General features: G+C 66.3%; 8 protein-coding genes and 1 pseudogene. 2 read left to right on the top strand and 7 right to left on the bottom strand.

The features are described from left to right. Window positions 1-1,096: pseudogene (locus tag AB0I14_RS25370) on the top strand (hypothetical protein); the annotation flags it as partial. Window positions 1,097-1,100: 4 nt separating this feature from the next. Here the strand turns inward: AB0I14_RS25370 and AB0I14_RS25365 are convergent. Continuing rightward, a complete protein-coding gene (locus tag AB0I14_RS25365; RefSeq protein WP_358027564.1) occupies window positions 1,101-1,382 on the bottom strand; it encodes a hypothetical protein in 282 nt (93 codons plus the stop codon). Between the two features lie 69 nt (window positions 1,383-1,451). Continuing rightward, window positions 1,452-4,172, bottom strand: coding sequence for a cation-transporting P-type ATPase (locus tag AB0I14_RS25360; RefSeq protein WP_358027561.1), 2,721 nt, complete (start codon window positions 4,170-4,172; stop codon window positions 1,452-1,454). 111 nt (window positions 4,173-4,283) lie between these two features. On the opposite strand from AB0I14_RS25360, the gene AB0I14_RS25355 reads away from it, so the two are divergent. Continuing rightward, window positions 4,284-4,508, top strand: a complete 225-nt coding sequence (locus tag AB0I14_RS25355; RefSeq protein ID WP_358027559.1) for a hypothetical protein — start codon at window positions 4,284-4,286, stop codon at window positions 4,506-4,508. Between the two features lie 22 nt (window positions 4,509-4,530). Here AB0I14_RS25355 and AB0I14_RS25350 read toward each other — a convergent pair whose 3' ends face one another. From AB0I14_RS25350 to AB0I14_RS25330, 5 genes are all read right to left on the bottom strand, one after another. Then, complete coding sequence (locus tag AB0I14_RS25350) at window positions 4,531-5,919, bottom strand: MFS transporter (RefSeq protein ID WP_358027557.1); 1,389 nt, start codon at window positions 5,917-5,919, stop codon at window positions 4,531-4,533. Window positions 5,920-6,049: 130 nt separating this feature from the next. Then, on the bottom strand, window positions 6,050-7,189 hold the full coding sequence (locus AB0I14_RS25345; protein ID WP_358027555.1) for a helix-turn-helix domain-containing protein: 1,140 nt from the start codon (window positions 7,187-7,189) through the stop codon (window positions 6,050-6,052). Next, window positions 7,173-7,949 (bottom strand): aspartate/glutamate racemase family protein, encoded by a 777-nt coding sequence (locus AB0I14_RS25340; protein ID WP_358027553.1) that lies wholly within the window; start codon window positions 7,947-7,949, stop codon window positions 7,173-7,175. Before AB0I14_RS25340 ends, AB0I14_RS25345 begins: the two co-directional genes overlap by 17 nt. Next, window positions 7,939-8,727, bottom strand: a complete 789-nt coding sequence (locus AB0I14_RS25335) for an SDR family oxidoreductase (RefSeq protein ID WP_358027551.1) — start codon at window positions 8,725-8,727, stop codon at window positions 7,939-7,941. The genes AB0I14_RS25340 and AB0I14_RS25335 overlap by 11 nt, the downstream gene beginning before the upstream one ends. Window positions 8,728-8,759: 32 nt before the next feature. Then, window positions 8,760-10,082, bottom strand: a complete 1,323-nt coding sequence (locus tag AB0I14_RS25330; RefSeq protein ID WP_358027549.1) for a M20 family metallo-hydrolase — start codon at window positions 10,080-10,082, stop codon at window positions 8,760-8,762. Window positions 10,083-10,130 lie beyond the last annotated feature (48 nt).

Here is a 10,130-nt window from a genome sequence, read left to right as displayed (position 1 = left end):
CGACGCCACCCAGATGGCACCCGCCCGCGCCGATGGCGCCGCCGTCGGGCCGGACCTGGCGTACTCACAGGAGCCCGAGGACCAGCCTTGGGCCGACGAGATGCCGATGGACGCGGTCAACGAGTTCGTCCCCGAACAGGACGAGGACCCCGACTACACGACCGTCATCGCGCCGCCACCGCCACGAATGCTGCTGATGGGCAGTGCCGTGACATTCGTGGTGGTCGCCTTCGCCACGTTGGCCGTCACGGTCGCGATCAATGTGCGGCCGGCAGCCGATGTGCGCGCGCAGCCCGCGCCCACCCAACAGGCGGCCACCGTGCCCGGCAATTACCTTCCGCCGGTTCCGCACGAGCCGGATCCGGTCGCTCTGCCCGTCTCGGTGCTGACCCCGCCCCCGGCTGCACCCGCGGCGCCCAAGATCCGCCAGGGCACCGTCAACCAGCCGGTCAACGAGGCTCCTCCGATCGCGCCGGTTCCTGCGCCGGCCCCGGCACCCGCACCCGTGGTGATTCCGCCGGCTCCGGTGCCCGTTCCGATCCCGATTCCAGTTCCGATCCCGCTTCCGCCGGTCGTGTGGCCGACGGTGCCGACGTGGGTGCCGACGACCCCGCCCACCACCACGGCGCCGCCCACGACAACGACGGCTCCCCCGACGACGACCACCGCACCGCCGACCACCACCACGGCACCGCCTACGACGACGACTCCGCCCACGACCACCGCGCCACCCACGACAACGACAGCGCCTCCCACGACCACCGCGCCACCCACGACGACGGTGGCGCCGACCCACACGTCCGCTGAACAGACGGTGCCTCCGATCGAGCCGACCCACACGGCACCGACCTACACGCCGCCGGTCGAACAACCCGTGACGCAAGCTCCTGCGACTCAGGCGCCGGTGACGACGGTGGCGCCGCAGTCGCCGTTTGGTGGCGAGTCCCAATACGGAGGTGGCTCGTCATCGAGCGGCGGCTCGTCCAGTGGCGGGTCCTCGAGCGGCGGCCTCTTCGGCGGCTCGGGCAGCGGCAGCTCGGGTAGCGGCAGCGGTTCCGGTGGCTCGCCGGTGACGACGATGCCGGTCAGCCCGTAGCCGCTCAGTAGTCGTGATTGGGGCAGGCGACGTCGACGTAGACGGTGACGAATGTCGTCGGACCGGGCTTCTGCGTACCGGGATCGTTGATCCCGGTGACCCAGCACTCGGACAATGGCTTGGTGTCGAAACCGTTGGTCCAGTTGATGTGAACCGTGTAGCCCTGCGATTCCAGATCGCTGATGACGTCGTCGGCACCGGCGGACGCCACTGGTGATGAGACCACCGATGCGATGACCCCCGCGGCCGCCAGCAGTGCGCCAAACAGAACCGGGGTCCGCGTCATGATCTCCATCATCCGCGCATTCAGTCGGCGGTGTGCATCAGATCGCGTCGGGCCTTTGGCTACGTCTGGTCAGGTCACCAGCGCGGGCATGAATCTGCGGCCTACCCACTTGGCCGTCTCGATGATCAGGAAGATCACGATCGACAACGCGATCGCGACCGACCACCCGCGGAATGTGATGGGTGCCGAGTGGAACCAGGTATGCATGAACGGCGCGTACGTGAAGACCAACTGCAGGGCGATCATGGCGCCGGCCATCCGCCACACCCACGGATTACCGCGAAACACCTGGGGCCGCAGGCTCGATGACGTGACGAACCGGCAGTTCAGCAGATAGGCCAGCTGGCCGAGGGCCAGCATGTTCACGGCGGCGGTCTGGGCCACCGCCAGCGGATACCCGCCGGCCCGGGCCACGAAGAATTCAGCCAGGGTGGCCCCGGCAATCAGGACCGACACCAGGGAGATCATCGCGACGTCGGCCCGGTTCACCAGCGCCTGACTCGGGGTGCGGGGCGGGCGCCGCATCAGGCCGTCCTCGGCCTTCTCGAATACCAGCGCCAACGACAGCGTGACCGCGGTGACCATGTTGACCCACAGAATCTGCACCGGCTGCAGCGGCAGCGCGAACCCGGCCAGGATCGCAACGAGGATGATGAGCGATTGCGCGCCGTTGGTGGGCAGCATGAAAAGCACGGATTTCCGGATGTTGTCGTAGATCCGCCGGCCCTCTTCGATCGCCCGCTCGATGGTCGCGAAGTTGTCGTCGGCCAGGACGATTCCGGCTGCTTCCTTGGTGGCCTCCGTGCCTTTGATCCCCATGGCGACCCCGATGTCGGCCCGGGTCAGCGCCGGTGCGTCGTTGACGCCGTCACCGGTCATGGCGACCACCTTGCCCTGAGCCTGCAGGGCGCTGACGATGCGCAGTTTGTGTTCCGGACTGGTGCGGGCGTAGACGTCGACTTCGTCGGCCACCTGCCGCAGCCGGGTCTGGCTCATCTCTTCCAGCTCGGCTCCGGTGATGACCCGCGGCGCGTCGCCGGCTTTGATGATGCCCATCTCGCGCGCGATGGCCCGCGCAGTTCCGGCATGGTCACCGGTGATCATGGTGACCTGGATCCCGGCCGCATGGCACGTCTTGATGGCCGTGATGGCTTCGGGCCGAGGCGGGTCGACGATGCCCACGATGCCGAGAAACTCGAGTCCCTCCTCGATATCGCCGATGTCGACGGTGTCCGAACCGGCCGCCGGCCGCCGGGCGGCGGCCAGCACACGTAGGCCCTGTCCGCTGAGTTCGTCGATGCGCGTATCCCACGCAGCGCGGTCGAGCGGCTCTGTGGAGGTGCCACCGGCCTGCGTGGCGGACCGCTCGAGGAGCCGGTCGGGTGCGCCCTTGACGTAGAGGTACCGCTCACCGCCAGCGGTGTCGTTGAGGGTGACCATGAACTTGTTGGCCGACTCGAACGGCACCACACCCAGACGTGGCCAGTCCGCATCGTCGATCCGTGCCTTCAGAGTCAGCGTGCGCAGCGCGCCCTCGGTCGGCTCGCCCACCACCCGCCACTGACCATCGGCCTCATCCAGCCGCGCGTCGTTGCAGACGGCCATCGTCGTCAACAGCGCTGCCAGATCGGGATAGTCGGCCGGTGTGATCGGTGTGCCATCGAGTTCGAGGCCACCAACGGGTCGATATCCGGTACCCGTCACGTCGAACCGGTGACGCGCGGTGACGACCGTTCGGGCGGTCATCTCGTTCTGCGTGAGCGTGCCCGTCTTGTCCGAGCAGATGACGCTGACCGCGCCGAGCGCCTCGACGGCCGGCAGTTTGCGGGTGATCGCCTTGCGCCGGGCCATCTGCTGTACCCCGAGGGCCAGGGTGATGGTGACGACCGCGGGCAGCCCTTCCGGAATCGCCGCTACTGCAAAACCTATAGCCGCGGTGAGCAATTCATCCACCGTGAACTGATGCAGTTGTTTTCCGACCACCAGCATCAATGCGGCCATCCCCAAGATGCCCACGGACAGTTGGCGGCCGAACCGGGCCAGTTTTCGGGTCAGCGGTGTATCGATCGTCTCGACGTCGGCGATCAGCGATTGGATGCGGCCGATCTCGGTGCTGGTTCCGGTGGCGGTCACCACGCCGGTGGCCGAACCCGCCGCCACGATGGTGCCCGAGTACACCATCGACATCCGATCGCCCAGACCGGCGTCCGGGCCAACCTCTGCCACGTCCTTCTTGGCCGGCAGCGACTCACCGGTCAGCGCCGACTCCTCCACCCGCAGGTTCGCGACCGCCAGCAGACGCATGTCGGCCGGGATGCGGTCCCCCGATGCGATACGCACGATGTCTCCGGGCACGAGGGTCTGCGCGTCGACCTGCTGCCAGTGACCGTCACGACGCACCTGCGCAGTGACCGACAACATGCTCCGGATACTGTCGAGCGCCCGCTGGGCCCGGCCTTCCTGGATGAAGCCGACCGCGGCGTTGATCACCGCGACGGCGATTATGACGGCGGAATCGACCCATTCGTTGAGGATCGCTTTGAGCACACCCGCGGCGATCAGGATGTAGATCAGAACGTTGTTGAAGTGCGTGAAGAACCGCAGAATCGCAGGCCGGGGACGCTTTTCCGGGAGTTTGTTCGGACCGTAGGCGGCCAGCCGCTCCCGCGCGCTGTCACCATCCAGCCCGTCGCCCGAACTGCCCAGAACCTCAAGCACTTCGGTGGCGCTGCGGGAATGCGCAAGCGCGCTGACCAATGCATCCTCTGCCGGGGCGGTGATTTCCGCCATATTCGGATAGTGCCCGGCGCGACGCCCCTGCGCAATCGGTAGTTTGCGGCCGGACCGCCGGCAGCGAGATACCTTGGAAGTGACCGCCCGTTGCCCGAAAGGAACGCCGTAGTGGCCAAGAAGCGCTGGAATGACCTGTCTCCCACCGCCAAGACCGCCGTCATCGCGGTAGCCACCGTCGATGCCGGGCTTCGCGCCTGGGCACTGCGCGACCTGGCCGGCCGCGAGGCCGGCCAGATCAACGGCCCGAAGTGGTTGTGGGGCAGCGCGCTCGGAGTGCTGAGCACCTCGGGCGTGCTGCCCGCGGTCTACCTGGTCGCCGGGCGCAAGTCCTGAGTCTGATTTCCCTCCGCTGGGGCTACCCGGTGTGCGCCACGCTCTGGCCGGGCTGAGGTGCGGGATCGGTAGTGCCGCCGCCGTCGAGGAGATTGTCGAGGTTGCGCTTCGAGGTTTCCGGCGCGAAGTAGGCGGCGATCAGCGTCAGCACAGATGACGCCGAGATGTAGATCGCGACCGAAGTCACCGAACCGGTGGTGTCCAGCAGCGTCGACGCGATCAACGGTGCGAACCCTCCACCGACGATGCCGATCAGCATGTAGCCCAGCGAGACGCCGGTGTAGCGATAGCTGGTGTCGAAGAGTTCGGCGATGAACGCCGCGAGCACTCCGTACATCGCACCCTGGAACACCATCGCGACCGACACCGAGAGCACCATCAGCCCGAAGTTGCCGGTACCCATCAACGGATACACCGCGAAGGCCCACACCGCCATGCCGATGCCGCCGATGAGGAAGGGAATGCGGCGGCCGACCCGGTCACTGAGTCGCCCGAAGTACAGAATCGACAGCAGCTGAGCGACAGCGCCGATGGCGACAGCGTTGAGGACTGTTCCCTTCGAGATATCGGTGTGATGAGTGACGTAAGACAACGAGAACACATTGATCACGAAGTAGGCGACCTGCTGGCCGAGCCCGAGCAGCACGACCAACAGGATCATCTTCGGGGCGTAGCGAAGCACCTGCAGGATCGGGGCCTTCGCCTCCTTCTCCTTGAGCTGCTCGTGATTTCGGGTGAACACCGAGGATTCGACGATCTTGACGCGGATCAGCAGGCCCACCAACACCAGTGGCGCACTGAGCAGGAACGGGATACGCCAGCCCCATGCCATGAACTGTTCCTCGGTCATCAGCGCGCTCACCGCTGCCAGCGTGGCCGTGGACAGCAGGAAGCCCAACGGCGAGGCGGATTGCATCCAGCTGCCGGCCCGCCCACGGCTGTCCACGGACTCGTCCTGCTCCACCACCATCAGCACGGCGCCGCCCCATTCACCACCGAGACCGATGCCTTGAATCAGGCGACACAGCACCAGCAGGACGGGCGCCAGAATGCCGACGGAGCTGTAGGTCGGCAGCAGTCCGATGGCCACGGTCGCGGCACCCATCATCAAGATGGTCGCGATCAGGGCAGCCTTGCGCCCGACCCGGTCACCGATGTGGCCGAAGATGATTCCACCGATCGGGCGGGCAGCGAACCCGACCCCGAATGTGGCCAGCGCCAACAATGTTCCCGCCGCCGGATCTACATCTGGAAAGAAGATCTTGCCGAACACCAACGCGGCGACGGACCCGTAGATGTTGAAGTCGTACCACTCGATCGTGGTGCCGACCATGCTCGCGACGATGGTGCGCCGGCGGCGTGATTTCGCGGCCGCAGTGTCGATGGCGGCAGCAGGAACTGAAGGGTTCATATGGTCCTCTGGTAGGTGCTGGTCATAGCGAAAATGCTAGGGCGGCAATATGGCTGCACCCATAGTCGCGGTGCAACGCGATCCAGCTCACACAATGTGCGTCTGCACAATTGCGGACGCGTACGCCGGTTCATGACCGCAGCAGGCACAGTTGCACCATGGCTTGCGCCCGAGGTGTACGGAGGCTGATTCCGGTGGCGTCCTCGAACTTCCGGATCCGATTGAGCACCGTGTTGCGGTGGCAGTAGAGTCTGGCGGCCGTGGCGGAGACCGATCCGCTCTCGGCGAATACCAGCATGGTCTCGACCAGGAGGTCGCGGTCGTTCACTGCGGCCAGCGGAGCATCCACGTAGCTGCGCAGGTCGTCGAACACGGTGCACAGCTGAGCAATCGACAACTGCGACCAGGAACGCCGGAGCGTAGTAGCTTCCACACCCAGCTGCGCAAGCATCCGGACCGTCGTAGCGGACTGGAAAACGTTCTGTAACAGAACAGTTCGCGGTGCGACCGCCCCTGTTACGCCGACCAGAACGTCGGCTGCGAGTGCCTCGTCATCGGGCCAGCGGGTGTGGGCGGACAGGAGGAACAGCGTGACGCCCTTGCTGGTGTGATCCAACGCCACCACATCGAAGCCTGCGAACCGCCGGGTCACCGTCGAGATCGCATCCTCGGCGGTGATGCCCACGACCCAGTAGAACGCCGTCTCGTCGAGGCCGAGCACCTCGGCTGCGCGGCGCACCAGGGTGGGACTCGGTCCATCCGAGAACAAGTCGGAGAGACTCCGTTGTTGTTCGATGGCATCGGTGCGCGCCATCTGCAGGCGCTCGTCGAGGTAGCCCCGTTGAATGGCGCCGGCGAAATCGTCGACCACAGTCCACAGTTGGCCGACGTGCATGGCGAGCACAGCCATGTCGCTGTCGTCGGCCAGACGCAACAACGCCGACCACGCAACGAGGAAGTCATTACGGACCGCCGCGCTCAGGTTCTCCAACGCGATGCCCTGGCGGGCACGCAACGCCCCGACTTGCGCCGGGAAGGCCATCAGCTCGGCAGACAGCGGTCTGGCCAACAGACACCCGAGAAGGTAGCGGAATGCGTTGCGGGCGCTGTCTTTCAGGTCGTGTTCGTCCGGGACACCATCGTAGTAGCGGGCACCGCCGTCGATCCGTTCGAGATACTCGGCCGCGAGTTCATCGTCGATGCCGGCGAGTCTCTCGAGGAGAACCTGCCACCGGCCGTCGGCTTCCTCAAAGTCAGGCAACGGTCCCACTGGTCAACCCCAGGGTCCCGGCCAGGTCCAGCCCCCATCGCGGATTGAGCGGACCGGCTCCCACCATGGCCAGGCACGCCGCGAGCGTGACCGCCACCGAATCGACCACCGGGATGCCGATTTCGGCTCTGGCATCCTCGACGGCATCGGCACCGTGCAGATTGGTGCAGACGTAGGCGACCGCATCAGGTCCGCTCTGTGCGACCAGCCGAGTGGGCGCCAGTAGCTCGTCGGCTCGTATCCGGCCGATGTCGGCGGTCTCGGTGAGACCGAAACCATGCGCTGCGGTCACGGTGACGCCCTCGTCGCGGTAGCACTCGCCGATCCTGGCATTCATGTCGTCGGGGTAGGGCGTGACCAGGCCGATGCTGCGCACGCCCAGTGCCGCGAATGCCGCCAGGGCGGCCTGCGTGCTGGTGAGCGCCCGCACGCCGGTCTTGGTGGTGATGGCGTCCGTGATCGCCCGATCATGCGCGGCACCCAGCCATGACCCTGCCGTGCCGTTGAAGGCGATCACATCGACGTTGGCCGTGGCCAGCAGGACCGCCGCCGCTTCCATTCCGGCCGTGTCGAACTGGGCGTCGGAGGTGCCATCGAGCCCGACCCGGCCGACCGGGATCCGGGTGAAGTGGACACTGACGTCGGTCCGCTCCCCCAGCATCCGGTACGTCGTGGGTTCCAGGCAGGTGTTCGACGACGGCACGATCATCCCGATCCGCGCCACCCGCCACGCCGTCGGCCGCGAAAACTCAGACGGCACGGGTGATTCCGCCGTCGTTGGTGATCGTGGTCCCGTTCAGGTACGCGGCCCGCGGCGATGCCAGGAACACGATCGAGTAGGCGATGTCCCGCGCGCTGGGGATGTAGGACAGCGGCAGGTTCTCCAGGTAGCGCTCCTCGGCCTCTTCGGGCGTGCAGCCCCAGTCCTTGGCGTTGGCAGCGAACTGCTTCACCAGCCGCGCGGTCCGGACCGGCCCCGGACAGACCGTGTTGATCATGACGCCTTGGGCACCGACCTGAAGCGACAACGACTTGCTGAAGTTCAGGATCGCGGCGTTGGCGGCCGCCCCGGGCATGTGGTACTCCAGCGCCTGCTTGCCGGAGTTCCCCGCGACGTTGACGATGCGCCCGTTGCCGTTCTTGAGCAGGTGCGGCAACGCCGCCCGGGTCATCCGGATGAATCCGAACAGCTTCAGGTTGATGTCGGCGACCCACTGTTCGTCGGTGAGGTCACCGAATCCACCGAAGGATGATGCGCCGGCGTTGTTGATCAGGATGTCCAGGCCGCCGAGTTCGTCGACGACGTTGGTGACCACCGAGTCGAACACCGCCTTGTCGCTGAGGTCGGCTGCCACGGACACGGCCTTGACGCCGGTCCTGGCCGAGATCGAGGTGCAGGCCTCGTTCAGCGCGTCCGCACGACGGGCCACCAGTGCCACGTCGGCACCTTCTTCGGCCAGCAACTCGGCGGTAGCCAGTCCGATGCCGTCGCTGGCACCGGAGATCAGTACCCGCATGCCGTGCAGTCCCAGGTCCATGTTGGTCTCCTATTCGTGGTTGTGGTTGCGCGTCAGCGGACGCGGTTGGCAGTGGCCGAGTCCAAGGCGCCGTCGAGCATGCGGGCCAGCGTCTCGGTGAGCAGATCCACACCGGTGCAAAGGTCTTCGTCCGAGGTGAATTCGGCCTCGGCGTGCGAGATGCCTTCCACGCTGGGAACGAACAGCATCACCGAAGGGACGATTTCCTTCATGTTGGTCGAGTCGTGGCCGGCGCGGGTCTGCACGAGCATGCTCGACATCCCGAGGTCATCGGCGACGGTGCGGGCCAGCTCCACCCCTTCCGGCTGGTAGTGGTGGCCGGGCCAGACGTGGGCCTTGCGGTGCTCGACGTTGACCTTGGCCCGGATCTCGGCCTCGGCGATGCGCTTTCGCAGCGCGGCGTCGGCGGCGGCGAGCAACTCGTCGTTGTCAGAACGCAGGTCCAGGTGCATGTGGACCTCGCGAGGTACGACCACCGGAGAGTTGGGCAGCACGGTCAACTGCCCGCAGCTGGTGTGCAGCTCCTCGCCGAACTCGTCGGCGATGTCGCGTAGCGCCACCACGATCAGCGCCGCACCGAGCAGCGCATCCTGGCGGTCGTCGATCGCCGTGGCGCCGGTGTGCCCCTGAGCGCCAATGACATTCAATTCGTACTTGTTAGCTGCCCAGGTGCGGTCCACCAACCCGATGGACACGTTGTGCTTCTCCAGTTCACGGCCCTGCTCGATATGGATCTCGGCGTAGGCGGCCAGCCGGCGGGTGATGTCACCGTCCGGGAACACATCCGTTTTCCCGATGCTGTTGATGGCGGTCAGGGCTTCGCGGACGGTGATGCCGTCCTGATCGGTGATGTTGAGCGTGTCTTCGAGATCCGCGGCGCCGGTGAAGACCGCACTGCCCATCAGCGAGGGCTTGAACCGAGAGCCTTCCTCGTTGAACCAATCCACCACGGCGACGTTGTACATCGGCGTCACACCGGATTCGGCAGCCTGACGGCGGATCCGGTCGGCGGCGGTGGCGCCGGCGAACACGCCGTAGGCACCGTCGAACTTGCCGCCACGAGGTTGGCTGTCGAGGTGCGATCCGACCAGGACGTAGGGCGCCCCCGGCTGAAACTCCAGCAGGCCGAACAGGTTTCCGACTCGATCGACTTCCACGGCGAAGCCGCGCTGACGCAGCCACTGCGAGAACCAGTTCCGCATCTGCCCGTCCTCGGCGGTGGCGGCCTGACGTTCCACGCCACCGGCCGGGGTCTCACCGATCGCCGCCAGTTCCGCCCAGGAGTCCAGGAACTCGCGGTCGCGGCCGGTGTCGAGCCGAATGCGCAGTTCGGTGTTGTTGTGTTGTGCGGTCAAGGTTTTCCTCCAGGCACGTTGAATGAACGTCGCGGGCTTCGGCGACGC

Source organism: Mycobacterium sp. NPDC050441 (genome assembly GCF_040655355.1).
GTDB lineage: Bacteria > Actinomycetota > Actinomycetes > Mycobacteriales > Mycobacteriaceae > Mycobacterium.
This window is presented reverse-complemented; position numbering and strand designations above follow the sequence as displayed.

Bases quoted from the DNA above. Each gene is read 5' to 3' on its own strand.
- AB0I14_RS25365 (WP_358027564.1), bottom strand. From the start codon at position 1,382: ATGACGCGGACCCCGGTTCTGTTTGGCGCACTGCTGGCGGCCGCGGGG.
- AB0I14_RS25360 (WP_358027561.1), bottom strand. From the start codon at position 4,172: ATGGCGGAAATCACCGCCCCGGCAGAGGATGCATTGGTCAGCGCGCTT.
- AB0I14_RS25350 (WP_358027557.1), bottom strand. From the start codon at position 5,919: ATGAACCCTTCAGTTCCTGCTGCCGCCATCGACACTGCGGCCGCGAAA.
- AB0I14_RS25335 (WP_358027551.1), bottom strand. From the start codon at position 8,727: ATGGACCTGGGACTGCACGGCATGCGGGTACTGATCTCCGGTGCCAGC.